This is a genomic window from Enterobacter sp. JH25, assembly GCF_021725435.1.
GTDB classification, from domain to species: domain Bacteria; phylum Pseudomonadota; class Gammaproteobacteria; order Enterobacterales; family Enterobacteriaceae; genus Enterobacter; species Enterobacter intestinihominis.
On the sequence record NZ_CP091319.1, the window covers coordinates 715,461 to 740,984 of the forward strand.

Here is a 25,524-nt window from a genome sequence, read left to right on the forward strand (position 1 = left end):
CTCCGCTTATTGATGCGTCACAACGATAAGACGCAGGGCGTCGAGACGCCATCCCGCCTGATTCAGACTTTCCAGCACCTGCTGGCGGTTGCTCTCAATTGCGGCCAGCTCATCGTCACGAATGTTCGGGTTCACCGCTTTCAACGCTTCCAGACGCGACAGCTCGGCAGAAAGCTTCTCATCGGCTTCGCTGCGCGCCGCATCAATCAGCACTCTGGCCGCTTTTTCGGCCTGGGTTTCACCCAGTTGCAGAATGGCATGCACGTCCTGTTGCACCGCATTCACCAGCTTGCTGCCGGTATGGCGGTTCACCGCGCTCAACTGACGGTTGAAGCTTTCAAACTCCACCTGGCCGGCCAGATTCGTACCGTTTTTATCCAGCAGCAGACGCACCGGCGTTGGCGGGAGGAAGCGGTTAAGCTGAAGCTGTTTCGGCGCCTGCGCTTCCACAACGTAGATCAGCTCCACCAGCAGCGTGCCCACAGGCAAGGCTTTGTTCTTCAACAGGGAAATGGTGCTGCTGCCGGTATCGCCGGAGAGGATCAGATCCAGACCGTTGCGGATCAGCGGGTGCTCCCAGGTAATGAACTGTGCGTCTTCGCGGGACAGCGCCACATCACGCTCAAAGGTGATAGTGCAGCCGTCTTCCGGCAGGCCCGGGAAATCCGGCACCAGCATATGATCGGACGGGGTCAGCACGATCATGTTCTCGCCGCGATCGTCCTGGTTTATACCGACGATGTCGAACAGATTCATGGAGAAGCTGATCAGGCTGGTGTCGTCGTCCTGCTCTTCAATGCTTTCGGCCAGCTGCTGCGCTTTTTCACCGCCGTTGGAGTGGATCTCCAGCAGGCGATCGCGACCCTGCTCCAGCTGCGCTTTCAGTGCGTCGTGCTTCTCACGGCAGGATTTAATCAGCTCATCAAAGCCCTCGCTATTTTCAGGCGCGGCCAGGTAACCGATCAGATCGCCATGGACCTGATCGTAAATGGTGCGGCCGGTCGGGCAGGTGTGTTCAAACGCGTCCAGCCCTTCGTGGTACCAGCGCACCAGCACGGACTGGGCGGTTTTCTCCAGATACGGCACGTGGATCTGAATATCGTGCGCCTGCCCGATACGATCCAGACGGCCGATACGCTGCTCCAGCAGATCCGGGTTAAACGGCAGATCGAACATCACCAGATTGCTGGCGAACTGGAAGTTACGGCCTTCAGAACCGATTTCAGAGCACAGCAGAACCTGCGCGCCGCTGTCCTCTTCACCAAACCAGGCTGCTGCACGATCGCGCTCAACTATGGACATGCCTTCGTGGAACACGGCGGCGCGAATGCCTTCGCGCTCACGCAGAACCTGCTCCAGCTGCAATGCGGTAGCGGCTTTGGCGCAGATCACCAGCACTTTCTGGGAACGGTGAGCGGTGAGGTAGCCCATCAACCACTCCACGCGCGGATCGAAGTTCCACCAGGTGCCGGTGTCGCCTTCGAATTCCTGATAAATCTGCTCCGGGTAGAGCATGTCGCGCGCGCGATCTTCCGCAGATTTACGGGTACCCATAATGCCGGAGACTTTAATCGCCGTCTGGTACTGGGTCGGCAGCGGCAGTTTGATGGTGTGCAGCTCGCGTTTCGGGAAGCCTTTCACGCCGTTACGGGTGTTACGGAACAGCACGCGGCTGGTACCGTGGCGATCCATCAGCATGTCGATCAGCTCTTTACGCGCGGATCCCGCATTATCGCTGTCGCTGTTCGCGGCCTGAAGCAGCGGCTCAATATCCTGCTCGCCAATCAGATCGCTGAGAGTGTTAAGCTCATCATTAGAGAGACGATTACCGGCCAGCAGCAGCGCGACGGCGTCCGCCACCGGGCGGTAGTTTTTCTGCTCTTCAACAAAGTGCTCAAAATCGTGGAAACGGTTGGGATCGAGCAGACGCAGACGGGCGAAGTGGCTCTCAAGACCCAGCTGCTCCGGCGTGGCGGTCAGGAGCAGAACGCCCGGTACGCGCTCGGCAAGCTGCTCAATCGCCATGTATTCACGGCTTGGCGCGTCTTCGCTCCAGACGAGGTGGTGCGCTTCGTCGACGACCATCAGATCCCATTCAGCGTCGCACAGATGCTCCAGGCGCTGCTTGCTGCGGCGCACGAAGTCCAGGGAACAAATGACCAGCTGTTCGGTTTCAAACGGGTTGTCCGCGTCGTGCTGGGCTTCGGCATAGCGCTCATCGTCGAACAGGGAGAAGCGCAGGTTAAAGCGGCGCAGCATTTCAACCAGCCACTGATGTTGCAGCGTTTCTGGAACCACAATCAGCACGCGCTCGGCAGCGCCAGAGAGCAGCTGCTGGTGCAGGATCATGCCTGCTTCGATGGTTTTACCCAGGCCCACTTCGTCAGCCAGCAGCACGCGAGGCGCATGGCGACGGCCCACGTCATGGGCGATATTCAGCTGATGGGGAATAAGGCTGGTACGCTGACCGCGCAGGCCGCTCCACGGCATGCGGTACTGCTCACTCTGGAACTTACGCGCGCGGTAGCGCAGGGAGAAGCGATCCATTCGGTCGATTTGCCCGGCAAACAGACGGTCCTGCGGCTTGCTGAACACCAGTTTGCTGTCGAGCAGCACTTCACGCAGGATGACATTCGTCTCGTCGGTATCAAGACGCGTTCCGATGTAGGCGAGCAGTCCATTCTCTTCTTTTACGTCTTCAACCTTCAGTTGCCAGCCGTCATGGCTGGTCACGGTATCACCCGGATTGAACATTACGCGGGTAACAGGGGAGTCATTGCGAGCGTACAGGCGGTTTTCACCGGTAGCAGGGAAAAGGAGGGTAACCATGCGCGCATCGACGGCAACGACGGTTCCTAATCCAAGTTCGCTTTCTGTATCGCTGATCCAGCGTTGACCAAGTGTAAAAGGCATAGTTGTTCGGCTCTAATCTTTAATTGCAGGCAATAGTTCGACCCCGTCAAAAAAGACGGTCATCGAAAAATGGGTCCGGGAATGGAAAGGGCGCTATGGTACTGGATGGCAACGGTTTCGTCACGCGTCAAAATAGCCCAAGTTGTCCTGTCACTAGTGTAGCAAAGTCGTCGTTGATGAAAGGTAAAATTCCCTCCGCAACAGGCTGAAGCTGGCGGGTCAGGTAGTGATCGTAATCGAGCGGAGACTGCTGGTAATCAACGGGTTCTGGTCCGTTCGTTGTCCAGACGTATTTGATCGTTCCCCGGTTCTGATACTGCGGCGCGCGGCCCCGGCGAACGTTCTCTTCATCCGCCAGCCGCGCCGCGCGGACGTGCGGAGGAACATTACGCTGGTAGTCCGCCAGCGGGCGGCGCAGGCGCTTGCGATACACCAGCTGCGCGTCAAGTTCGCCTGCCATCAGGCTGGCTATCGTCTCGCGCACGTAGTCCTGATACGGCTCATTGCGGAACACCCGCAGATAAAGGGTTTGCTGAAACTGCTGTGCCAGCGGCGTCCAGTCGGTGCGCACTGTCTCCAGCCCTTTAAACACCATCCGCTGCTTGTCGCCTTCCTGAATCAGTCCGGCGTAGCGCTTCTTGCTGCCCTGGTCGGTTCCGCGAATGGTCGGCATTAAGAAGCGGGCAAAATGGGTTTCAAACTCCAGCTCTAACGCGCTGGTTAACCGCTCTTTTTGCAAATTTTCGCGCCACCAGGCGTTCACGAAGGCGACCAGTTCTTTGCCGATTTGCGCGGCGTCGTCTTCTGAATGGGCCGATTTCAGCCAGACAAAGGTGGAATCGGTGTCGCCATAAATAACGTCATAACCCCGGGATTCAATCAACGCTTTGGTCTGGCGCATAATGTCGTGCCCGCGCATGGTGATGGACGACGCCAGACGCGGATCAAAGAAGCGGCAGGCGCTGGTGCCCAGCACCCCGTAAAAGGCATTCATAATAATTTTCAACGCCTGTGAGAGCGGCTTGTTGCCGTGGCGTTTTGCCTCGTCGCGGCCGTGCCAGATGTTTCCCACGATCTCAGGCAGGCAGTGTTTTTCGCGCGAGAAGCGTGCCCCGAGAAAACCTTCAGTACTGTGCGCATCGTCTGGCTGCGCCATCCCCTCGACCAGCCCTACCGGATCAATCAGAAATGTGCGGATAATCGACGGGTACAGACTTTTATAATCCAGCACCAGCACCGAATCATACAGCCCGGGCCGTGAATCCATCACGTAACCTCCGGGACTGGCCTGCGGCGGCACGTCACCGAGGTTAGGGGCCACATAGCCCGCCCGGTGCATCCGCGGGAAATAGAGGTGGCTGAAGGCCGCTACCGAGCCGCCGTGCCTGTCGACCGCGAGGCCGTTTACCGTTGCGCGTTCCAGCAGGAAGGGCATGATCTCGGTTTTATGGAAAATCTGCGTTACCAGCTCACAGTCTTTCAGGTTATAGGTAGCGAGCGCTGGCTTATCCTCATTAAAGCGCCGGTCGATCTCGTCCATTCGGTCCCAGGGATTGTCGATGGATTTACCTTCGCCGAGCAGCGCCTGGGCGACCGCTTCCAGCGAGAAGGAAGAGAAGTTCCAGAAGGCGGATTTCAGCGCCTCGATGCCGTCGATTATCAGGCGACCGTTAGCCTGTGCGAAGAATACGCCGTTCTTAAAACCGTGCTCACGCCACTCCAGCTCCGTGTTTCCGCGCCCTAACGTCAGGGGAATGCGGTACCGCTCGGCATGTTTTTGCAACACGCGCAGGTCAAACTGCACCACGTTCCAGCCGATCAGCACGTCGGGATCGTGCTCGGCAAACCACTGGTTAAGCTTCTCCAGCAGCTGTGGTCGGCTGATAACGTATTCCAGATGAAAATCCAGCGCGGACGCATCGCCGTTCGGGGGCCCGAGCATATAGACAACCCGCTGCCCACAGCCCTCCAGGCCGATGCAGTACAGCTCGCCGTGACGGGTGGTTTCGATATCCAGCGAGACCCACTTCAGCGGCGGGCGATAGTGCGGGTTAGGCTTCAGGCGCGCGTTCACGAGACAACCGTTCTGCTCAGCGCCGTCCACCCAGACGGGGGCGGTGATAAACCGCTCCATCAGAAAACGTTCCGGCGGGCGAATGTCCGCTTCATAGAGCGTCACGCCCGCTTCGCGGAGCAATTTTTCATAGCGCATCAGCTGGCGATGGGCGCGGCAGTAGAGGCCATAAACCGGCTGGCGGTGGAAGTCTTTTAGCTCAAGGGGAGTAAGGCGCCAGCCGTTTTCACCGCGCAGCAGCTGCTTTACTTTCTCGACGTGGTGTTCAGGGATAAACGCCACGGACTCCTGAGGCGGCAGGGTAACGTGCAGCGGGCCGTTATCCGTCGCCAGCCAGAACGCAACCTCGGTGCCCTGAGGGGTATCCCGCCAGTGTCGGGTCAGTAAAAAGCCTTCTTGCGCCTGTGCCACGCCGCTATCCCACAAAACAAACCAGGCCTGATTATAGCCTGGTTGAGGGGTGTTTGCTGGGGTTTTATACAGTGCCTGTTTTGCCGGATGGCGCTACGCTTATCCGGCCAACAGGATCCGTAGGACCGATAAGCGCAGCGCCACCGGACAATGTTTTACTGCCCGTAGTACGCCTTCGCGCCGTGCTTGCGCAGATAATGCTTATCGAGCAGGGTTTGCTGCATATCCGGCAACTGCGGTGCCAGCTGGCGGCAGAAGATCCCCATGTAGGCGACTTCCTCCAGCACGATCGCGTTGTGCACCGCGTCCTCCGCGTTTTTACCCCAGGCAAACGGACCGTGGGAGTGCACCAGCACGCCGGGCATTTGCGCCGCGTCGATACCCTGTTTTTCGAAGGTTTCGACGATCACGTTCCCGGTTTCCCATTCGTACTCACCGCCGATCTCCGCATCGGTCATCAGACGCGTGCAGGGAATGGTGCCGTAAAAGTAGTCCGCGTGGGTGGTGCCGGTGGCCGGAATTGGCTGGCCCGCCTGCGCCCAGATGGTCGCGTGACGCGAATGGGTATGCACAATCCCACCGATGGTCGGGAAGGCCTGATACAGCAGGCGGTGAGTGGGCGTATCGGAGGAGGGCTTTTTATCGCCTTCAACCACTTCACCCGTTTCGATGCTGACCACCACCATATCTTCCGCGGTCATCACCGTGTAATCCACGCCCGAAGGCTTGATCACGAACACGCCTTTTTCCCGGTCAACGGCGCTGACGTTGCCCCAAGTCAGGGTCACCAGGTTATGTTTTGGCAGCGCCAGGTTGGCTTCGAGTACCTGACGTTTGAGATCTTCTAACATTGTCGTCTCCTGCCGGATGGCGCTGCGCTTATCCGGCCTACAGAACCGTAGGCCCGGTAAACGAAGTGCCACCGGGCATTCAGGGCTTAGCGTTTTGAACCGTAATAGACTTCGTTCCAGCGCAGCGCGTCTTTAAAGGCTGGCAGACGGGTGTCGTTATCAATCACGGTCAGTTCGATGTCGTGCAGCTCGGCAAACTGACGCATATCGTTCAGGTCAAGCGCGTGGCTGAAGACGGTGTGGTGCGCGCCGCCGGCCAGGATCCAGGCTTCCGACGCGGTTGGCAGGTCAGGTTGCGCTTTCCACAGGGCGTTCGCGACCGGTAGTTTCGGCAGAGAATGCGGAGTTTCCACAGCATCGACGCAGTTCACCAGCAGGCGGAAACGGTCGCCGAGGTCGATCAGGCTGGCGTTAATGGCCGGGCCGGTACGGGTGTTGAAGATCAGACGGGCCGGATCCGCTTTGCCGCCAATGCCGAGGTACTGCACATCGAGGATCGGTTTCTCTTCGACGGCGATAGAGGGACACACTTCCAGCATGTGCGAGCCGAGCACCAGATCGTTGCCGTTCTCGAAGTGGTAGGTGTAGTCCTCCATAAAAGAGGTGCCGCCCTGCAGACCGGTTGACATCACCTTCATGATGCGAAGCAGAGCGGCAGTTTTCCAGTCGCCTTCGCCCGCAAAACCGTAGCCCTGCTGCATCAGACGTTGTACCGCCAGACCCGGGAGCTGTTTCAGGCCGTGGAGATCTTCAAAGGTGGTGGTGAAGGCATGGAAGCCGCCCTGTTCCAGGAAGCGCTTCATGCCCAGTTCAATGCGTGCGGCATCCAGCACGTTCTGGCGCTTGTCGCCGTTGACCTGTGCCGCAGGCGTCAGGCGGTAGCTGCTTTCGTACTCGTCCACCAGCGCGTTAACGTCGCCATCGCTGATGTCATTCACCACCTGCACCAGGTCGCCCACTGCCCAGGTATTCACGGAGAAGCCGAACTTGATCTGCGCGGCCACTTTGTCGCCGTCGGTTACGGCAACTTCACGCATGTTGTCGCCGAAACGCACCACTTTAAGGTGACGGGTATCCTGCTTAGAGACCGCCTGACGCATCCAGGAGCCAATGCGTTTTTGTGCCTGACCGTCCTGCCAGTGCCCGGTCACTACGGCATGCTGTTGACGCATGCGCGCGCCGATGAAGCCGAACTCGCGGCCGCCGTGCGCGGTCTGGTTCAGGTTCATGAAGTCCATGTCGATGCTGTCCCACGGCAGGGAGGCGTTGAACTGAGTGTGGAATTGCAGCAGCGGTTTGTTGAGGATAGCCAGGCCGTTGATCCACATTTTGGCTGGCGAGAAGGTGTGCAGCCACACCACCAGGCCAGCGCATTTGTCATCGTAATTGGCATCGCGGCAGATGTTAGTGATTTCGTCCGGCGTAGTACCCAGCGGCTTCAGCACCAGTTTGCACGGCAGTTTGGCTTCCGCGTTCAGCGCATTCACAACGTGCTCCGCGTGTTTCGTCACCTGCTGCAACGCTTCCGGTCCGTATAAATGCTGGCTGCCAATCACAAACCACACTTCATAATTATTAAAAATGGTCATTATCGTGTCCTTAAAGTGTCAGGGTTGCCGTAGTGTCCGCGGTGCTTTTGGCCGGGGCGGCGACAGGGAGATAGTGAAGTTCGGCGCTTTTTGCCCATTGCTGGTAGCGCTGATAAAGCTGTTCAAAGCGTTGTGCCTGCTGTGCCTGCGGCTGGAGCGTACTTTCGACGGCGCTCGCCATATGCTGTTGCGCGATCGGGATATCCGCATGGACGCCTGCGGCCACGGCCGCGAAAATCGCTGCGCCCAGCGCACAGCACTGATCGGAAGCCACAATTTGCAGCGGACGGTTGAGCACATCGCAGCAGGCCTGCATGATCACCGGGTTTTTACGGGCGATACCGCCCAAAGCCATCACGTTGTTCACGTCAATGCCCTGCCCGGTGAAGCACTCCATAATGGCGCGCGCGCCGAACGCGGTGGCGGCGATCAGGCCGCCAAACAGCGCGGGCGCGTCGGTCGCCAGGTTGAGATCGGTAATCACCCCTTTCAGACGCTGGTTGGCAAACGGCGTACGACGGCCGTTGAACCAGTCCAGCACCACCGGCAGGTGATCGAGAGACGGATTTTTTGCCCAGGCTTCGGTGAGCTGCGGCAGGAGCTGTTTTTTGCTCGTGGTAATCTGGTTTTTCAGTTCAGGATGCGCGGCCGCCAGCTGATCCAGCGGCCAGCCGAGCACCCGGCCAAACCAGGCGTAGATATCGCCAAACGCGGATTGACCCGCTTCGAGGCCGATAAAATCGGGCACCACGCTGCCGTCAACCTGACCGCAGATACCCTTCACCGCGCGGTCGCCAACGGTCGTTTTATCCGCCGTCAGAATGTCGCAGGTGGAGGTGCCAATCACTTTCACCAGCGTGTTAGGCTGCGCACCCGCGCCCACGGCGCCCATATGGCAGTCGAACGCGCCGCCGGAAATGGTCACGTTTTGCGGCAGACCGAGGCGTTTCGCCCACTCTTCGCAGAGCATGCCGACCGGAATATCGGCGGTGAAGGTGTCGGTAAACAGCGGGTATGTCAGGTTTTTGTTGATGATCGGGTCGAGTTCATCGAAGAACGCTGCCGGAGGCAGACCACCCCAGCTTTCATGCCACAGCGATTTATGCCCGGCGCTGCAACGGCCACGGCGAATAGCCTGCGGGCGAGTGGTGCCGGAAAGCAGGGCGGGAACCCAGTCGCACAGCTCAATCCATGACGCCGCTGCCTGTGCGACCGACGCGTCCGCGCGGGTAACGTGCAGGATTTTTGCCCAGAACCATTCGCTGGAGTAGATCCCGCCGATGTAGCGCGAGTAGTCGGTTTTGCCCGGCTGGTGGCATAAGCGGGTGATGGCTTCCGCCTCTTCCACGGCGGTATGGTCTTTCCACAGCACAAACATGGCGTTCGGGTTATCGGCAAACTCCGGGCGAAGCGCCAGTACGCGGCCTTCTGCATCAACCGGGGCCGGCGTTGAACCGGTACTGTCGACGCCAATCCCCACGACGTCGGCCCGCTGGGCATCCGTCAGCTCCGCCAGCACGGTTTTGATCGCCGCTTCCATTGATTCAATGTAATCGCGCGGGTGGTGACGGAACTGGTTGTTCGGCGCATCGCAGTAGCGCCCCTCTTGCCAGCGCGGATACCACTCAACGCTGGTTGCTATCTCCCGGCCAGTCGTACAGTCCACTGCCAGCGCGCGAACTGAGTCGCTGCCAAAATCGAGGCCAATTGCAATTGCCATGGTGTTGCTCCATCCAAAACAGGTATGGAAGAACATTAGAGACTGAGGACAAAGATCGTCAGGCAGGATCCGCTAATCTTATGGACTAAATTGCTGTAGCAGCGGAAAGTGTGACGCCGTGCAAATATTCAATGTGGACATTTCTGCCGTACTTATAGACACTTTTGTTACTGCTTAACCGCCCGTGCTGGCGGAGAAATCAGGGGGAAAGGCTGAAACATGGCGGACGTAAAAGAGGCGTGATGCTTTTTGGATCTTTTCGCGGGCCATTTTTATACTGCTTTTATCGATATGGACAATTGGTTTCCTTCAGGACCCTTGGGAGAACTGAATCTATGGCCGAACCGCAAAACGATCCCCTGCTGCCGGGATACTCATTTAACGCCCATCTGGTGGCGGGGCTGACGCCCATTGAGGCCGAGGGGTATCTCGATTTCTACGTCGATCGACCGCTCGGAATGAAAGGGTATATTCTGAACCTGACCGTTCGCGGGGAAGGGGTGATCAAAAACGGCGATCGGCAGTTTATCTGCCGCCCTGGTGATATGCTGCTGTTCCCGCCGGGGGAGATCCACCACTACGGACGCCACCCGGATGCCAAAGAGTGGTATCACCAGTGGGTCTATTTCCGTCCGCGCGCCTACTGGCAGGAGTGGCTCTCGTGGCCGGCCATTTTCGCCCATACCGGTTTATATCGCCCGGATGAGGCGCATCTGGCGCAGTTCCGTGAGCTGTTTGCACAGATTATTGAGGCAGGGCAGGCGGGAGGGCGCTACGCCGAACTGCTGGCCATCAACCTGCTTGAACAGGTGCTGCTGCGCCGCATGGAGGCCATCAACGAGTCGCTTAATCCGCCGCTGGACAACCGCGTCCGCGACGCCTGCCAGTACATCAGCGACCACCTTGCCGACAGCCAGTTTGATATTGCCAGCGTCGCCCAGCATGTGTGCCTGTCGCCGTCACGGCTGTCGCATCTGTTCCGCCAGCAGCTTGGCGTGAGCGTACTCAGCTGGCGCGAGGATCAGCGCATCAGCCAGGCGAAACTGCTGCTCAGCACCACCCGAATGCCTATCGCCACCGTCGGGCGTAACGTTGGCTTTGAAGATCAGCTCTATTTCTCTCGCGTGTTTAAGAAGTGCACCGGTGCCAGCCCGAGCGAATTCCGTGCGGGATGTGAATAATCGGTAAACATTCAGGTGAACTTCAGGCGCATCTTGTAAACTATTCAGACAATTGATGCCTTGACGCGGTGCAGGGCGCTAAGCAGAATCGCTGATTCGTTTTCTGACCGGAATAGTTATGCAGGCATTGCTGGAACATTTTATTACCCAGTCCGTTATGTATTCGCTCATCGCCGTGGCGCTGGTGGCGTTTCTGGAGTCGCTGGCGCTGGTCGGGCTGATCCTGCCCGGCACCGTGATGATGGCGGGGCTTGGGGCGCTTATCGGCAGCGGCGAGGTCAATTTCTGGCAGGCGTGGATGGCCGGTATTATCGGCTGTTTGCTGGGGGACTGGATCTCCTTCTGGCTGGGCTGGCGCTTTAAGAAGCCGCTACACCGCTGGTCGTTCATGAAAAAAAACAAAGCGCTGCTGGATAAAACCGAGCACGCGCTGCACCAGCACAGCATGTTCACCATCCTCGTGGGGCGCTTCGTTGGGCCAACGCGTCCACTGGTGCCGATGGTGGCCGGGATGCTGGATCTGCCCGTCGCGAAGTTTGTGGTGCCGAATATCATCGGCTGCGTCTTCTGGCCGCCGTTCTACTTCCTGCCGGGTATCCTGGCGGGCGCGGCGATTGATATTCCTGACGGTATGCAAAGCGGTGAGTTTAAATGGCTGCTGCTGGGTACGGCGGTGCTGCTGTGGCTGGCGGTTTGGCTCTGCTGGCGCCTGTGGCGCAGCGCGAAAGCGAGCGTCGATCGCCTGACCCGCTATCTCCCGCGCACGCGCCTGCTCTGGCTGGCCCCACTTACGCTCGGCGTGGCGGTGGTAGCGCTGGTGGCGCTGATCCGCCACCCGCTGATGCCGGTGTACGGCGAGATCCTGTTGAAGGTGGTGAGCCGTTAAGGTGTTTTCCCTCTCCCCGTGGGAGAGGGTTAGGGTGAGGGCATCAGACCGCACGAATACCCAACAATGAAGATGCCCCTGCGTTACCACTCAGAAGTTCTTCTGTTTCTCCATCCCACAAAATACGGCCCTCCGCGATCACCACCGATCGCGGCGCGATGCGTGCGGCATCTTCAATGCTGTGCGAAACCATCAGCATCGTCAGTTGTTCGCGCTCGCACACCTCCTCAACCAGCGAGAGCATTTCCTGACGCAGAGCCGGGTCGAGCGCCGAAAAGGGTTCGTCGAGCAGCAGCAGCGGCTGCTCGCGCACCAGACAGCGTGCCAGCGCCACGCGCTGGCGCTGGCCGCCGGAAAGCTCCCCCGGTAGTCTGTTGATAAACGCAGACAGGCCCATTTGTTCGGCGATCGCCTCCAGCGTCTGACGCTGCGCAGCACTGAGCTTTAACCCCGGATCCATACCCAGCGCGATGTTCTGCCAGACCGTAAGATGATTGAACAGATTGTTTTCCTGAAACAGCATCGACACCGGGCGCTTAGCCGGCGGAGCGTAGGTAAACTCGCCGTTATCAATGACGATCGACCCGCTGGCAGGTTGCAGAAAACCGGCGATCAGATTGAGCAGGGTACTTTTTCCGGCCCCGCTGGGGCCAAGCACTGCGATTCGCTCTCCCTGACGAACGGAGAGGGTAAAACGCATTGGCAGGTGCTCATAAAGCCAGGTTACATCAGTCAGTTTTAACATCACGCCCCGGAAGTTTTTCGATAACGGTAAATAACGCAAAGCACAGCAGCAACAGGAGCAGCGCCGTGACGGCGCCGTCCTGGCTACGGTAAGAGCCAATTTGCTGATAAAGCCAGAACGGCAGCGTGCGGAAATCCTCGTTGCCGAAGAGCGCCACTACGCCAAAATCGCCAATCGACAGCACGCAGGCAAACGCCAGCGCCTGGGCGAGCGGACGTTTCAGTGCGCGCAATTCTACCACCTTCAGGCGCTGCCAGCCCTGCATGCCCAGCGACTGACACAGCAAGCTGTAGCGGCTGTTGACGTCGCGCATCGGGTTTTCCAGTACCTTGAGCGCGTAAGGGATGGCCATCAGTGCGTTGGTAAAAATGACGATGCCGTCGGCGCTTTCCGGCAGGCCGATGGTGCTGTTGAACAGTAAAAAGAATCCGGTCGCCAGCACAATGCCCGGCATCGCCAGGATCAGCATACCCGTCAGTTCCAGCGCGTGTCCGGCTTTACGGGCATGACGCGCGTACAGCTCGCGGCTGCTCCAGAGCAGCATCATGGTCAGAATCACGCACAGTAGCCCGGCTGCCAGCGCAATGCGCAAGGAGGTCCACGTCGCTTGCCACAGGACAGGTTGTTGCAGTACCGACAACACATTGCGATTCAGTCCATCAACGATAACGGCCAGCAGCGGGGGCAGCAAAAGCAGGAGTGCCAGTGCGATCAGCATAAAATCCGCGACGCGGCTATACAGGCTGTCCTGCGGATCGCGCCAGCCTGTCATGTTATTGCTTCCTGCGGGGATCGTTTTGCTTAGCCTCTGGCTGAGTAACACCAGTGCCAGACAGCATACCATCTGCACGATCGCCAGCAGCGCGGCGCGGCCCGGATCGTAGTCGTAACTTAAAGCCTGATAGATCGCCAGCTCAATGGTGGTGGCCTGCGGCCCGCCGCCGAGAGAAAGTACGGTCGCGAAGCTGGCGAAGCAGAGCATAAAGATTAGCGCGGCAACCGGGGCAATCTGGCGTCGCAGCCACGGCCATTCGACAAAGCGGAAGAACGACCAGCCGCGCATGCCAAGCTGGGCGGCAATCTGACGCTGCTCACCGGGAATGTTTTCCAGCGCCTGTAAAAAGAGGCGCGTGGCCATCGGCATATTGAAAAAAATATGCGCCAGCAGAATGCCTTTCAGGCCGTATGGCGAGAAGGTCCATTCCAGACCAAGCAGGTTGAAAAGGAATGCCAGCCATCCCTGCCGACCATAGACGCTCAGAATGCCGAACACCGCCACCAGCACGGGCAGGATCAGCGTCATCGCGCACAGCCGCAGCAGGGCAAGCCTGCCGGGGAAACGTCTGCGATAGAGGGCGCGCGCGAGGAAAATGGCCGGGAGCGTCGACAGCAGCGCGGAAAGAAACGCCTGCCAGAAGGAGAAACGGATGACGTGCCAGAGATAGCTGTCGTGCCAGAGGGCAAGCAGATCGCTCTCTGGCGCGTTAAACCACAGCGCAAGGAATGCACCCAGGCTGACGACCACCATCAGTATAGCGGCGAGCAGCCCGGGAACTAACCAGCCGGGGATCAGCGGCTGACGGCGCGTTGCCATTCACTTATCCATGCGGCGCGCTGGGTGGCAACCTGCTGCGGCGTAAATTCCAGGGAGGTTTGCGGTTTGTTCAGCTGCTCAAAACCTGCCGGCAGCGCAACATCAGTGACCGGGTACATCCAGTTTCCTGTCGGAATAGCATTCTGGAATGCCGGTGAAACCATAAACTTCAGGAATTTCTCGGCGAGCTCCGGCTGTTTGCTCGCGGCGGTGCGGGCGGCCACTTCCACCTGCAAATAATGCCCTTCAGCAAAGTTCGCGGCAGCGTAGTTGTCTTTCTTCTCGGCGATAATGTGGTAGGCCGGAGAAGTCGTGTAGCTCAGCACAAGGTCGCTTTCGCCTTTCAGGAACAGGCCGTAGGCTTCGCTCCAGCCTTTGGTGACGGTAACGGTTTTCGCAGCCAGTTTCTGCCACGCCTCAGGCGTTTTGTCGCCATAGACTTTCTGCATCCACAACAGCAGCCCCAGACCCGGCGTGCTGGTGCGCGGATCTTCATAAATCACGCGCCACTTCTGATCGCTTTCGACCAGCTCTTTCAGGCTTTTGGGCGGATTCTTCAGCTTGTTTTTATCGTAGACAAACGCAAAGTAACCGTAATCAAAGGGAACGAAGGTGTCGTTTTTCCAGCCGCCCGGCACGTTGACGGCATCTGCCGCCACGCCGCTTTTGGCGAACAGTCTGGTTTGAGTGGCGGCTTGCAGCAGGTTGTTATCCAGCCCGAGCACCACGTCGGCTTTGCTGTTTTTGCCTTCCATACGCAGCCGGTTAAGCAGAGAGACACCATCTTCCAGTGCCACGAATTTCAGCTCGCAGTTGCAGTCGGCTTCAAAGGCTTTTTTCACCGCCGGGCCGGGGCCCCAGTCGGCGGAGAAGGAGTCGTAGGTGTAGACCGTCAGGACAGGCTTAGCAAAAACAGGCAGCGCAAACAGCGCCAGCAGAGGAAGAACGTTTTTTAACACTTTGCACCTCAGGGTTGAGTGGCAAAGGATTTTGAGAGACAGCCTCAAATCCCTTCGCCGGCGTTATCCGGATCAGGTTCGACGGGTATTATCTCAGCGCACATCAGTGATGCAGCACCCCGTTGAGAACGGCGCTATTGTAATGATTTGGTGAATATTACGAAAGCGTTATGGCTCCGGCGGCGCAAACCACGCGGATTTAAAATCAAACCAGCCCAGGGTATTCATTCGCAGGCCGCGCATGCTGCGCTGACCCTGGATCAGCAGCCAGTGGTGAATCAGCGGTACGATCGTCTGCCCGGCCAGCAGCTCCTGACACCAGGCGGCCAGATCCATTTCTCCTGCCCGCCACCGTGCGGCGTCTCGCTGCCAGTCCCGATTGATACAGTGCTGAATCAGGGGCACTTCATACAGGTGAGAGAAGAGCGAAAAATCAAGCGGCAGCGTGAAGTTCGCACTGTTGAGCCAGATATCGCTGATAACATCTCCACGGTGCCATTCATCATAGTCCACTTCCTGTATCGCCAGCGTCACGCCCTCGGCTGCCAGCAGCTTACTCATGATCCTTGCGATAAACCGGTGTTCAATGTGATCGCGATAGTAGCTGAGGGTGATGGTCTCCAGTCCGGCAGGTTTTTCACTGCGTACTGGCTGCGCATGGTGCCAGCGCGGAAGCAGGCCATAGGCCGGGAACCACCAGGTCTGGTATTGCTCCTCTGCGTGATAAATCAGGTTAGCGGGCGCCAGAACATGGCTGATCCACCTGCGTACGTCGTGATTCGCCCCGCGATGGCTGCGGCTATCGAAGAGCAGGTAGTAGCAGCCCTCCTCCAGGCGGCTTTCGAACGCCTTTTCACCGGCTGTTGGCCCTTCCAGCGTCAGGCCTGCGCTCAGCTCTTCGTTGAGATCCGGCAGTACCCAGACGTTGACTTCGTCGATCAGCGCCCTATAGCCAAAGTAATCATCAAAGGCGCGGATCTTCAGCTGATTACTGTTGTTCCGTGAAACGGAGTAGGGGCCCGTACCAATCGGCTGGCTGGAAAAATTGTTCAGGGATCGCCACTCGGCAGGCAGGATCATCGAGGGCACGTAGCCCAGAAGCCACGGAAGCCATTTGTCCGGCTGCGATAGCTCAATATCCAGCGTCCATGCCGTTGGGGAGTGGATCCGCGCGATATGCGAGTAGAGCGGCAGCGTGCGGGCGCGTTCTAAGGAGTCGATAACGTCGCGCATCTCCAGCTCGCGTCCATGGTGGAAATGAATGCCGGGACGTAAAAAGAAGCGCCAGTGCAACGGAGACACCTGTTGCCAGTGATGGGCAATATCCGCTTCCAGTTCCCCGTTTTCCTCATTTATCCGCGTCAGGCCGCTAAAAATCTGCCGGGCCATGTGGGTTTCAGAGCGACGTAACGCCGTACCGGGCAACAGATTTTTCATTGGGCGATAGTAAAGCACTCGCAGAATGTGGCGTCCCTGACGAAAGCTGCGTCCCAGATGCGAGACCAGCATCTGGCGCACGGCGGCTTTGTCGCCCACCAGCTGGACCAGCTGATCGATGCGGTCTTGCTCCAGCAGATCCTCCGCCCGCTGTTGCTGCAACGCCAGGCCGGTATAGAGGAAAGTCAGGCGCGAGCGCTTACCGCGTCCGGCTTCGGCCTCCCAGTTTAGCCAGCCCTGCTGCTGCATGGTGTTAAGGAGGGTACGCATATGACGCCGGGAGCAGTTGAGGAGCTCAGCCAGCTCGTTCAGCGTGGTCTCCTGCGATTGCCCCTCGCAGCACTGCCAGAGGCGGATAAATTGTTGTTGCAGACGACCAGAAGGCATAAAAGAGGAACTCCTGACAAAAAATCAGCAATTTATTAATCCCTATATTAAGCCAATAATCCTTATCGATGAAGCGAGGAGGTAAATTATGAAGAGGTCTACCGCACGTCAGTTTTATCAGCACTATTTTTCAGCGACAAAGGGAGTGTCCTGGCTGGCCCGCCAGTGCGCAGAGCAGCGGCTGAGAATACTGGAAGATCTGATGCAGTGGGACGTTACGAAACCGACCTCTTCTCGCTAACTCGCCTCGATCATGTGTGACTGAGTATTGGTGCTAATCACCCGCCAGCAAAATGTTTTTGCTGGCTTTTTTCGTTTACTATTTCACCCAATTTCGATTCGCTTTCATAAGGACTTGCGCATGCTCTGGTTGATGACGATGGGGCGACGCCTGAACGGCGTGTACGCCGCTTTTATGCTGGTGGCCTTCATGATGGGCGTGGCCGGTGCGCTACAGGCGCCGACGCTGAGCCTGTTTCTCAGTCGTGAGGTTGGGGCGCAGCCATTTTGGGTAGGCCTGTTCTACACCGTCAACGCCATTGCCGGGATCCTCGTCAGCCTGTGGCTGGCGAAACGATCCGACAGCCAGGGCGATCGCCGCAAGCTGATCCTCTTTTGTTGCGCCATGGCCGTGGGCAACGCGTTGCTGTTTGCCTTTAATCGTCACTACCTGACGCTTATCACCTGTGGCGTGCTGTTGGCCTCTCTGGCGAACACCGCCATGCCGCAGCTCTTCGCCCTGGCCCGGGAGTACGCCGACAACTCGGCGCGGGAAGTGGTGATGTTCAGCTCGGTGATGCGTGCGCAGCTCTCTCTCGCATGGGTCATCGGCCCCCCGCTGGCGTTCATGCTGGCGCTGAACTACGGTTTCACCGTCATGTTCACCATCGCCGCGGGAATTTTTGCCATCAGCCTGGCGCTGATAGCCTTTGTGCTGCCATCGGTGGCGCGCGTAGAGCAGGTGACGGACAAGCCCATCACCCAGGTAAGCGGCTGGCAGGATAAAAACGTCCGCATGTTGTTTATCGCCTCCACGCTGATGTGGACCTGCAACACCATGTACATTATCGATATGCCGCTGTGGATCAGCAGCGATCTGGGACTGCCCGACAAGCTCGCGGGGATCCTGATGGGCACCGCTGCCGGGCTGGAGATCCCGGCGATGATTCTGGCGGGTTACTACGTAAAACGTTTCGGAAAGCGTCGGATGATGGTCGTCGCCGTGGCGGCTGGGGTGGTGTTCTACGCGGGGTTAATCCTTTTCCATTCGCGTGAAGCTTTGCTGGCGTTACAGCTATTTAACGCGGTATTTATCGGAATCGTTGCCGGGATCGGCATGCTCTGGTTCCAGGATTTAATGCCGGGGCGAGCAGGCTCCGCGACCACGCTGTTTACTAACAGTATCTCTACCGGCGTGATTCTGGCAGGGGTGATTCAGGGGGCGCTGTCGCAAAGCTATGGACATGCATCCGTGTACTGGGTGATCGCAGCGATTTCGGTCATCACGCTTGTGTTAACGTGCCGGGTTAAAGACGTTTGATTCTGGAAGGCGGCTTCACGAAATGAAACGATTTTCTGACAGGAGCAGAGAAGGCGCATAAAGTGCGTGACGGGTGCTTGAGGCTGTTTGCCTCAGGCTTTCGCAAGAGGCAAACAGTGGAGAGTCCCACATCAAAAAAACTGATGGGGAGACCAACTTCACAACCAACATTGCGAGGTTAGTCTCTTCATTGCCGAAAAGCAATAAGGAGGCTGGAATGCCAAAACGTACTCTGCTGTTAGGTTTGTTTCTGATCTGTACGACGTTGTTGATCTTCACCTGGATGGTGCGTGACTCGCTGTGTGAGCTGCACTTCAGACAGGAGAAAACAGAGCTGGCGGCAGTGTTGGCTTACGAAGCAAAACGTTAGCGGTATTGGCGGGTTTTTTCCCCGCCTCTCCAGAGTGGTTACGCCTCAACGCACCCTTATCAATGGCCCGCGCCCTGCGGGCCATTGCCTTTAGCCCATAAACGCAGGTTGTTTTTTCTCGTAGGTGGAGATAGCCTCTTCGTGCTGCAGCGTCAGGCCAATGCTATCCAGACCGTTCAGCATGCAGTGGCGACGGAACGCATCAATGCTAAAGCTGTAGGTCTTGTCACCGGCTTTCACCACTTCTGCTTCCAGATCCACTTCAAACGACATCCCCGGATTTGCCTGCACCAGCGCAAACAGTTCATCGACCTGTTCGTCACTCAGCGTCACCGGCAGCAGCTGGTTGTTGAAGCTGTTGCCGTAGAAGATATCCGCGAAGCTTGGGGCGATAACCACTTTAAAACCGTAGTCGGTCAATGCCCATGGCGCGTGTTCACGCGACGATCCGCAGCCAAAGTTTTCCCGCGCCAGCAGAATGGAGGCGCCTTTGTATTGCGGAAAGTTCAGGACGAACTCCGGGTTCGGCACTTCGCCTTTATCGTCGAGGAAGCGCCAGTCGTTGAACAGATGCGCCCCAAAACCCGTGCGCGTCACTTTCTGCAAAAACTGTTTAGGAATGATCGCGTCAGTATCGACGTTAGCGGCGTCCAGCGGGACAACACGGCCCGTATGTTGGGTAAATTTCTCTGCCATGATTGTCTCCTTATTTCAGGCTGCGAATATCGGCGAAATGACCGGTGACTGCCGCAGCGGCGGCCATTGCCGGGCTGACCAGGTGGGTGCGCCCACCGCGGCCCTGACGGCCTTCAAAGTTACGGTTGCTGGTGGAGGCACAGCGCTCGCCCGGATTCAGGCGGTCGTTGTTCATCGCCAGACACATGGAGCAGCCGGGCAGGCGCCACTCGAAGCCTGCTTCGATAAAGATCTTATCCAGACCTTCCGCTTCCGCCTGGGCTTTCACCGGACCGGAGCCCGGCACAACCAGCGCCTGCACGCCCGGTGCCACTTTGCGGCCTTTTGCAATTTCTGCCGCAGCGCGTAAATCTTCGATACGGGAGTTAGTGCAGGAGCCGATGAACACTTTATCAATGCTCACGTCGGTCAGCGGTACGCCGGGTTTCAGCCCCATATAGGCCAGCGCCTTTTCCGCACTCGCGCGCTCGACCGGATCGGCGAAGGAAGCCGGGTCAGGAATGCTGTCGTTGACGGAAATGACCTGGCCCGGGTTGGTGCCCCAGGTGACTTGCGGGGCGATCTCTTCCGCCTGCAACGTCACAACGGTATCAAAAATTGCCCCCTCGTCCGTTTTCAGGGTTTTCCAGTACGCTACCGCGTCGTCAAAATCCTGTCCTTTCGGCGCATGAAGACGCCCCTTCACATAGTTGAAGGTGGTGTCGTCTGGGGCCACCAGGCCTGCTTTGGCACCCATCTCAATGGCCATGTTGCACAGGGTCATACGACCTTCCATGCTCAGCGCCTGAATAGCGTCGCCGCAGAACTCAACGACGTGACCGGTACCGCCTGCGCTGCCGGTTTTGCCGATAATCGCCAGCACGATATCTTTCGCGGTGATACCCGGCGCGGCTTTCCCCTTCACTTCAATCTTCATGGTTTTGGCGCGGCCCTGCTTCAGGGTCTGCGTCGCCAGAACGTGTTCCACTTCAGAGGTGCCAATCCCGAACGCCAGGGCGCCAAATGCGCCGTGCGTCGCGGTGTGGGAGTCGCCGCAGACAATGGTCATGCCCGGCAGGGTAATACCCTGTTCAGGCCCCATTACGTGGACGATGCCCTGATAGGGGTGGTTCAGATCGTACAGCTCCACGCCAAACTCGTTACAGTTCTTAATCAGCTCCTGCATCTGGATACGCGCCATCTCGCCAGATGCATTAATGTCTTTGGTCTGGGTGGAAACGTTGTGATCCATCGTGGCAAAGGTTTTACCCGGCTGACGCACCGGGCGCTTGTGCGCACGCAGGCCGTCAAATGCCTGAGGAGACGTCACTTCGTGTACCAGATGACGGTCGATGTACAACAGTGGGGTTTCGTCTGGCGTCTCGTAAACAACGTGCGCATCAAACAACTTCTCATATAACGTCTTAGCCATGATTACACCCCTTCAGCGACATAGCGGGCAATGATGTCGCCCATTTCATCGGTACTGACTGCCGCCGTGCCGCGTGCTAAATCACCGGTACGGACGCCTTCTTCTAACGCCCGGTTAATGGCGTTTTCAATTGCGGTTGCTGCATCGCCTGCATCCAGGCTGTAGCGCAGCAGCAGAGCCAGGGAGAGGATCTGCGCAATCGGGTTGGCGATGTTTTTGCCTGCGATATCCGGCGCGGAGCCCCCCGCCGGTTCGTACAGGCCAAAGCCTTCTTCGTTCAGGCTGGCGGAGGGCAGCATGCCCATGGAGCCAGTGATCATGGCGCATTCATCCGAGAGAATATCGCCGAACAGGTTGGAGCACAGCAACACGTCAAACTGAGACGGATCTTTGATCAGCTGCATCGTTGCGTTGTCGATATACATATGCGACAGCGCAACGTCCGGGTACTGCTTAGCGACTTCACTGACGATTTCGCGCCACAAAATGGAAGACTGGAGCACGTTCGCTTTATCAATAGAGGTCACTTTACGGCGGCGTTTGCGCGCTGACTCAAACGCGATATGGGCGATACGTTCAATTTCAAAACGGTGATAGACCTCGGTATCAAACGCTTTCTCATGCTGACCGCTGCCTTCGCGACCTTTTGGCTGACCGAAGTAGATGCCGCCGGTCAGCTCACGCACGCACAGGATATCGAAACCGTTGGCCGCGATATCCGCGCGCAGCGGGCAAAACTCTTCCAGCCCCGGGTACAGCTTCGCCGGACGCAGGTTGCTGAACAGTTTGAAATGTTTACGCAGCGGCAGCAGCGCACCGCGCTCCGGCTGCTCTGCTGGCGGCAAGTGTTCCCACTTTGGGCCGCCCACGGAGCCAAACAGCACGGCATCGGCATTTTCACAGCCTTCCACAGTGGCTTTCGGCAATGGCGTACCGTGGTTATCAATCGCAATACCGCCCACATCGTAGTGGCTGGTGGTAATTTTCATCGCAAAACGCGAACGAACGGCTTCCAGTACTTTCAGCGCCTGTGCCATCACTTCCGGGCCAATACCGTCACCCGGCAACACAGCAATATGGTAATTCTTCGACATCACACGGTTTCCTTGTTGTTCTCTTTATTCTGAGCTTTGCGTTGCAACTCTTTTTCGACTTCGGCGGCGCGCCAGATGTTATTCAGGACATGCACCATCGCTTTCGCGGAGGATTCGACGATATCTGTCGCCAGACCCACACCGTGGAAGCGGCGACCGTTATAATTGACGACGATATCCACCTGACCCAGGGCGTCTTTACCGTGCCCTTTAGCCGTCAGGTCGTATTTCACCAGCTCTACGTCGTACTCAGTGACGCGGTTAATCGCCTGGTAAATGGCATCCACAGGGCCGTTGCCGTTGGCGGCTTCCGCTTTAATTTCATCCCCGCAGGCCAGCTTCACGGAGGCGGTGGCGATGTCGCTTGAGCCGGACTGGACGTTGAAGTAGTCCAGACGGAAGTGCTCTGGCTCTTCCTGCTGTTTGTTGATGAATGCCAGCGCTTCCAGATCGTAATCGAACACCTGGCCCTTCTTGTCCGCCAGCTTCAGGAAGGCGTCGTACAGCTGATCCATGTTGTAATCGCTGTCCTTGTAGCCCATCTCTTCCATACGGTGCTTCACTGCCGCGCGACCAGAGCGTGAGGTCAGGTTCAACTGAACCTGGTTCAGACCGATGGATTCCGGAGTCATGATTTCGTAGTTTTCACGGTTCTTCAGCACCCCATCCTGGTGGATACCGGAAGAGTGAGCGAACGCGCCCGTACCGACAATCGCTTTGTTGGCCGGGATCGGCATGTTGCAAATCTGGCTGACGGTCTGGCTGGTGCGCCAGATTTCGTTGTGATTGATGCGTGTGTGCACGTCCATGATGTCTTTGCGCACTTTGATCGCCATGATCACTTCTTCCAGCGAACAGTTGCCTGCGCGTTCGCCGATGCCGTTCATCGCGCCTTCTACCTGACGCGCGCCGGCGTGCACCGCCGCGATAGCATTGCCAACGGCCAGACCCAGGTCATCGTGGGTGTGTACAGAGATAATGGCTTTATCAATATTTGGTACGCGGTCATACAGACCAGTAATGATGTTGGCAAACTCAAACGGCATGGTGTAGCCGACGGTATCCGGGATGTTGATGGTTCTGGCTCCGGCATTAATAGCGGCTTCCACTACACGGGCCAAATCGTCAATCGGCGTGCGGCCTGCATCTTCACAGGAAAATTCCACGTCGTCAGTGTAGTTACGCGCCCGTTTAACCATATACACCGCACGTTCGATCACTTCATCCAGCGTGCTGCGCAACTTGGTTGCAATGTGCATGGGGGAGGTGGCTATAAAAGTATGGATACGGAAAGCTTCTGCAACTTTCAGGGATTCCGCGGCCACATCGATATCTTTCTCAACGCAGCGAGCCAGAGCGCACACGCGGCTGTTTTTGATGGTGCGGGCGATAGTCTGCACTGACTCAAAATCACCCGGCGAGGAGACAGGAAAACCGACCTCCATTACGTCTACACCCATGCGTTCCAGGGCCAGCGCAATTTGCAGTTTTTCTTTAACACTCAGGCTCGCCTGTAATGCCTGTTCACCGTCACGTAAAGTAGTATCGAAAATAACGACTTGCTGGCTCATGGGTTAGGTCCTTGTCAGTCTTAGGGCGCCTTGCTACGAGCATAAAAAAACCCGCGCAGTGGCGCGGGTTTTTAGTTTTACTGAAGACGATTCAACGCTGAATTTCGCCCGCCAGTCTACCGCGCACAGTGGATGCGTTTAGTAGTAGTAGACCGGTGAAACGAAGGGTGCGAATCATGAATCCTGCTCCAGGTGAATGCGATATGCTTTTAGTGGTACTGGATACGCCGACTCATGTCAACCCCTCCCGGACAAAACGGAGACCCAGCGCAGGGAGAATACATTAGCTAATTGTGCTGGTTTTTGCGTGGCTAACCGATTTTATTGTCTATTATTGGACTGGGGATTCATCTCTGGAATAATTTGAATATAATTGGTAGCAATTGAACATACTATTTTCACCAACATGCTATGAAATGGAATGTGTTTCATATCATTGATTTATAAACTTCATGAATGATTTACGGGTAAGTAAGTTATCAAAATTGATATCAATTTGTTAATGAATATGCGTTGTATACTATTAATAGTTTATTAACGCTTAAGTCATTATTAATGAGAGCGTTGATTGTGTATTTGTCTGGTTTATGGTTTCATGCTCACAATAAAGTTTGAGATATCTTTTGAACGATTTTTAACTCTTCATTTATGGGGTGCGTAAAGCCACTCGGTGAATGGGGCTCTTTATATATTCCGAATTTTAAATAATTTCCTTTCGCTTGTTGTATATGCATGGTAAATCATATTTTTCGAAGTTATTACTGTACCTGGGCAAAGGGAATTTAGCGTGACGGTGGAGTCAGAAATGCCAGAAAATAATATTAACCAACCACAGACTTATGATGGGGTTAAGCCTCAGTTACGCACAGTGGATCTTAACTTGTTAACTGTATTCGATGCAGTGATGCAGGAGCAGAATATTACGCGAGCAGCGCAATCTCTGGGAATGTCTCAGCCTGCCGTGAGTAATGCCGTAGCCAGACTTAAGGTGATGTTTAACGACGAGTTATTCGTTCGTTATGGGAGGGGGATTCAGCCCACAGCGCGTGCATTCCAGCTATTCGGTTCGATTCGTCAGGCGCTACAGCTAGTTCAAAATGAACTTCCCGGTTCGGGCTTTGAACCCTTAAGCAGTGAGCGGGTTTTCCATCTCTGTGTTTGCAGTCCGTTAGATAATTATTTGACGTCTGTTATATATAATAAAGTTGAACAGATCGCCCCAAATATTCATCTCGTTTTTAAATCATCATTAAATCAAAACACTGAACACCAGCTTCGTTATCAGGAAACAGAGTTTGTTCTGGGATACGAAGAGTTCCGCCGTCCAGAGTTTGCCTGTGTTCCGTTGTTCAAAGACGAAATGGTGTTAGTCGCCAGTAAAAAACATCCCCGTATGAATTCGCCGCTGCGTGAAAGCGATGTTTACAGTGAGCAACACGCCGTTGTTGCTCTTGACAGATATGCCTCATTCAGTCAGCCGTGGTATGACACCGCCGATAAACAAGCCAGCGTGGCTTATCAGGGAATGGCCATGGTCAGTGTATTAAATGTCGTTTCTCAGACGCAGTTAGTCGCTATTGCGCCGCGCTGGCTTGCTGAAGAGTTCTCCGATTCACTGAATCTGCAAATTTTACCTCTGCCGCTCAAGCTTAATAGCCGTACCTGTTATCTTTCCTGGCATGAGGCTGCGGGTCGGGATAAAGGGCATCAGTGGATGGAAGAGCTGCTGATCAATATTTGTCGTCGCTAGGTCCTGGTGAATAAACCGCATGGCATCATGCGGTTTATTCTGTGATTTTTAAAACTGGCGATATTATGTTCTGTGTTCATTTTTTCAGTTACTTATGCATGCTCAAAAATAGATGATTTCCTGATCCATCCTCTTTTTAAGAGATGAATTATTATTGTCTCCACTCATACCAGACGAATTCACCATATTCATGTCTGTCAGCTGTTTTTTCTGCTTTTATTGCTCATTCCCGCATCCCGTTTGCTAATTGCCTGCCTCATAACGAGCGGTTAAGGTATCCATCACTCTGCACATTATAAGATGGGTTTACCCTGTCAGAAGACGGCGCGGAAATGAATTCTGTAG

20 protein-coding genes and 1 riboswitch are annotated in these 25,524 nt (G+C 56.5%); of the genes, 6 read left to right on the forward strand and 14 right to left on the reverse strand.

What is annotated here, in order from left to right:
- Nucleotides 1-6: 6 nt before the first annotated feature.
- The 5 genes from rapA to araB all read right to left on the reverse strand — a co-directional run bounded on the left by rapA (nt 7) and on the right by araB (nt 9,558).
- Entirely contained in the window at nt 7-2,913 is a 2,907-nt protein-coding gene (rapA, locus tag L2Y28_RS03455) for an RNA polymerase-associated protein RapA (protein WP_022647022.1), read from the reverse strand.
- A gap of 127 nt (nt 2,914-3,040) precedes the next feature.
- A complete protein-coding gene (gene polB, locus L2Y28_RS03460; protein WP_022647023.1) occupies nt 3,041-5,398 on the reverse strand; it encodes a DNA polymerase II in 2,358 nt (785 codons plus the stop codon).
- Between the two features lie 155 nt (nt 5,399-5,553).
- Complete coding sequence (gene araD / locus L2Y28_RS03465; RefSeq protein ID WP_022647024.1) at nt 5,554-6,249, reverse strand: L-ribulose-5-phosphate 4-epimerase; 696 nt, start codon at nt 6,247-6,249, stop codon at nt 5,554-5,556.
- Between the two features lie 86 nt (nt 6,250-6,335).
- A complete protein-coding gene (araA, locus tag L2Y28_RS03470; protein WP_015572656.1) occupies nt 6,336-7,838 on the reverse strand; it encodes an L-arabinose isomerase in 1,503 nt (500 codons plus the stop codon).
- A gap of 10 nt (nt 7,839-7,848) precedes the next feature.
- The gene (gene araB, locus L2Y28_RS03475) at nt 7,849-9,558 is read right to left on the reverse strand and encodes a ribulokinase (RefSeq protein WP_022647025.1); all 1,710 of its coding nucleotides are present in this window, start codon (nt 9,556-9,558) and stop codon (nt 7,849-7,851) included.
- Nucleotides 9,559-9,893: 335 nt separating this feature from the next.
- Between araB and araC the strand changes: the two genes are divergently transcribed.
- The gene (araC, locus tag L2Y28_RS03480) at nt 9,894-10,739 is read left to right on the forward strand and encodes an arabinose operon transcriptional regulator AraC (RefSeq protein WP_022647026.1); all 846 of its coding nucleotides are present in this window, start codon (nt 9,894-9,896) and stop codon (nt 10,737-10,739) included.
- A gap of 118 nt (nt 10,740-10,857) precedes the next feature.
- Nucleotides 10,858-11,625: a DedA family protein gene (locus L2Y28_RS03485; RefSeq protein ID WP_017383796.1), complete on the forward strand. Its 768-nt coding sequence runs from the start codon at nt 10,858-10,860 to the stop codon at nt 11,623-11,625.
- A 43-nt stretch (nt 11,626-11,668) separates the two neighbouring features.
- Here the strand turns inward: L2Y28_RS03485 and thiQ are convergent, their stop codons facing one another.
- The 4 genes from thiQ to sgrR all read right to left on the reverse strand — a co-directional run bounded on the left by thiQ (nt 11,669) and on the right by sgrR (nt 16,747).
- Nucleotides 11,669-12,370, reverse strand: a complete 702-nt coding sequence (gene thiQ / locus L2Y28_RS03490) for a thiamine ABC transporter ATP-binding protein ThiQ (RefSeq protein ID WP_032621321.1) — start codon at nt 12,368-12,370, stop codon at nt 11,669-11,671.
- Nucleotides 12,354-13,964, reverse strand: a complete 1,611-nt coding sequence (gene thiP / locus L2Y28_RS03495) for a thiamine/thiamine pyrophosphate ABC transporter permease ThiP (RefSeq protein ID WP_022647028.1) — start codon at nt 13,962-13,964, stop codon at nt 12,354-12,356. The genes thiQ and thiP overlap by 17 nt, the downstream gene beginning before the upstream one ends.
- Nucleotides 13,940-14,923, reverse strand: coding sequence for a thiamine ABC transporter substrate binding subunit (thiB, locus tag L2Y28_RS03500; RefSeq protein ID WP_022647029.1), 984 nt, complete (start codon nt 14,921-14,923; stop codon nt 13,940-13,942). The genes thiP and thiB overlap by 25 nt, the downstream gene beginning before the upstream one ends.
- Before the next feature lie 31 nt (nt 14,924-14,954).
- A riboswitch (TPP riboswitch) is annotated at nt 14,955-15,055 on the reverse strand.
- A 36-nt stretch (nt 15,056-15,091) separates the two neighbouring features.
- Complete coding sequence (gene sgrR / locus L2Y28_RS03505) at nt 15,092-16,747, reverse strand: HTH-type transcriptional regulator SgrR (protein ID WP_022647030.1); 1,656 nt, start codon at nt 16,745-16,747, stop codon at nt 15,092-15,094.
- Between the two features lie 88 nt (nt 16,748-16,835).
- Between sgrR and sgrT the strand changes: the two genes are divergently transcribed.
- The 3 genes from sgrT to L2Y28_RS03520 all read left to right on the forward strand — a co-directional run bounded on the left by sgrT (nt 16,836) and on the right by L2Y28_RS03520 (nt 18,657).
- Nucleotides 16,836-16,988: a glucose uptake inhibitor SgrT gene (gene sgrT, locus L2Y28_RS03510; RefSeq protein WP_003856388.1), complete on the forward strand. Its 153-nt coding sequence runs from the start codon at nt 16,836-16,838 to the stop codon at nt 16,986-16,988.
- A 120-nt stretch (nt 16,989-17,108) separates the two neighbouring features.
- A complete protein-coding gene (locus L2Y28_RS03515; protein WP_022647031.1) occupies nt 17,109-18,287 on the forward strand; it encodes a sugar efflux transporter in 1,179 nt (392 codons plus the stop codon).
- A 217-nt stretch (nt 18,288-18,504) separates the two neighbouring features.
- Nucleotides 18,505-18,657 (forward strand): Hok/Gef family protein, encoded by a 153-nt coding sequence (locus tag L2Y28_RS03520; RefSeq protein WP_010427008.1) that lies wholly within the window; start codon nt 18,505-18,507, stop codon nt 18,655-18,657.
- Nucleotides 18,658-18,747: 90 nt separating this feature from the next.
- Here the strand turns inward: L2Y28_RS03520 and leuD are convergent, their stop codons facing one another.
- From leuD to leuL, 5 genes are all read right to left on the reverse strand, one after another.
- On the reverse strand, nt 18,748-19,353 hold the full coding sequence (gene leuD / locus L2Y28_RS03525; protein WP_022647032.1) for a 3-isopropylmalate dehydratase small subunit: 606 nt from the start codon (nt 19,351-19,353) through the stop codon (nt 18,748-18,750).
- Between the two features lie 10 nt (nt 19,354-19,363).
- Complete coding sequence (leuC, locus tag L2Y28_RS03530; protein ID WP_022647033.1) at nt 19,364-20,764, reverse strand: 3-isopropylmalate dehydratase large subunit; 1,401 nt, start codon at nt 20,762-20,764, stop codon at nt 19,364-19,366.
- A 2-nt stretch (nt 20,765-20,766) separates the two neighbouring features.
- Entirely contained in the window at nt 20,767-21,858 is a 1,092-nt protein-coding gene (gene leuB / locus L2Y28_RS03535; RefSeq protein WP_022647034.1) for a 3-isopropylmalate dehydrogenase, read from the reverse strand.
- The gene (gene leuA, locus L2Y28_RS03540; protein WP_022647035.1) at nt 21,858-23,429 is read right to left on the reverse strand and encodes a 2-isopropylmalate synthase; all 1,572 of its coding nucleotides are present in this window, start codon (nt 23,427-23,429) and stop codon (nt 21,858-21,860) included. The genes leuB and leuA overlap by 1 nt, the downstream gene beginning before the upstream one ends.
- A 91-nt stretch (nt 23,430-23,520) precedes the next feature.
- Complete coding sequence (gene leuL, locus L2Y28_RS25550) at nt 23,521-23,607, reverse strand: leu operon leader peptide (protein ID WP_057979999.1); 87 nt, start codon at nt 23,605-23,607, stop codon at nt 23,521-23,523.
- Between the two features lie 627 nt (nt 23,608-24,234).
- Here leuL and leuO point away from each other — a divergent pair.
- Complete coding sequence (gene leuO / locus L2Y28_RS03545; RefSeq protein ID WP_022647036.1) at nt 24,235-25,179, forward strand: transcriptional regulator LeuO; 945 nt, start codon at nt 24,235-24,237, stop codon at nt 25,177-25,179.
- The last annotated feature ends 345 nt before the right edge of the window (nt 25,180-25,524 follow it).